Here is a 1,205-nt window from a genome sequence, read left to right as displayed (position 1 = left end):
CGGTCCCCGACCCCGACGTCCTCGATGGGCACCGTCGACCCGTCGGCCATCACCACAGCCGTACCGGGCGCGAAGCTGTTGCCCACACGGCACGACGCACCCGCGTGCTTCCGGGCCGTTCGGCGGTTGCTGTGGCCCTGCACCGCTTCTACGCCCATGTGGCCGACCATGCTCACCTGCCCGAGTCGGTCACTCTGGCCGAGACCGTCGAGGCGTGGTGGGAGGGGATCGAGGCGTATCTGGTCACCGGGATCACCAACGCCGCCAGCGAGGGCAACAACCGGCTGATCAAGCTCGAGGCGCGCAACGCGTTCGGGTTCCGCAACCGCGCTAATCAGCGCCTGCGGTCACGCTGCGCGACCACCCGAAGAGCCCGCAGGGAGGCCAACCCCCACTAAATCCGAAGACCCGTCAAAACGAGGGTCTAATTATTTGACAGACCCCTGACCCGCAGCAAAGTTATTCGTATATGAGTGCGGACCGAAAAATCGCAGCAACCATCGACCAGTCAGGGATTTCAGGGACAGGCTCTTGGATTATATTTTCAAAGAACCCGTCCATAGAGTAAGTCCAACGCCCAGCAGCATCAACAAGACCTTCTGCAGTGAAGTTCTCTACGGGCATTTCACCGCTTCTTATCTTCCTGGAAAGTTCGATCAGGAAACGAGCAAGGTCCTCCCTGCTCCTAACCTCGTTCAACGCCTCGTCCGGCCAATTCATGGCATCCACTCGGTAAGATTGTCAAAATATCTGACCAAGATAGATCTACCCCTATTCTGGGTTGTAAACTTCCATGCTTCGCTGGCAGCTTCTTCCGCCGTGGCCATCCGGAAAGGCATCGGAACACCAGACTTCTGGAAAGCCACAAGCCTCCTGTCGTCAAGGGTGTAAATGTCACCATTTCTGACGGTCAGGCGCACAGTCGGCAATTCGGTTGGCTTGAGATAACCAGACCTCAATGCTGCGGATGTCTGTTCGATCGTTTCCCCACTACCAAAACGAGGACTCACTGAATCTTGCGAGAATCTCACCAACTTCGGATCGATGGACCCACCACAGTTGTGGTTGAGGAGGTCGAGCTCCCCCGCTTCCACATGGTAGGTGTGGACACCCGCGACCGTCAGGTTGTGCACCCGGGCGTGCTGGACACCGGCCTCCACGGCCGACACCTGCACCCACGTGCCCGCCGAGGTCTGCAGCCACAT

General features: G+C 58.8%; 3 protein-coding genes. 1 reads left to right on the top strand and 2 read right to left on the bottom strand.

Going from position 1 to position 1,205, the window contains the following annotated elements:
- The first annotated feature begins 104 nt into the window (after positions 1 to 104).
- A complete protein-coding gene (locus B042_RS23675; RefSeq protein WP_051415762.1) occupies positions 105 to 398 on the top strand; it encodes a transposase in 294 nt (97 codons plus the stop codon).
- Positions 399 to 459: 61 nt separating this feature from the next.
- On the opposite strand, the gene B042_RS25235 is transcribed toward B042_RS23675, so the two are convergent.
- The gene (locus B042_RS25235; protein ID WP_081748844.1) at positions 460 to 720 is read right to left on the bottom strand and encodes a hypothetical protein; all 261 of its coding nucleotides are present in this window, start codon (positions 718 to 720) and stop codon (positions 460 to 462) included.
- On the bottom strand, positions 717 to 1,205 hold a 489-nt coding region (locus B042_RS25850; RefSeq protein WP_231494130.1), incomplete at its 5' end, for a hypothetical protein. The genes B042_RS25235 and B042_RS25850, both read right to left, overlap by 4 nt.

Origin of the sequence: Nocardiopsis sp. CNT312 (assembly GCF_000515115.1) — a bacterium.
GTDB lineage: Bacteria > Actinomycetota > Actinomycetes > Streptosporangiales > Streptosporangiaceae > Nocardiopsis.
Note: the sequence above shows the minus strand (reverse complement) of the source record. Positions and strands in the feature narration are given on the sequence as shown.

Excerpts from the sequence above, each read along its gene's own strand:
- B042_RS25235 (WP_081748844.1), bottom strand. The coding sequence starts at position 720 with ATGAATTGGCCGGACGAGGCGTTGAACGAGGTTAGGAGCAGGGAGGAC.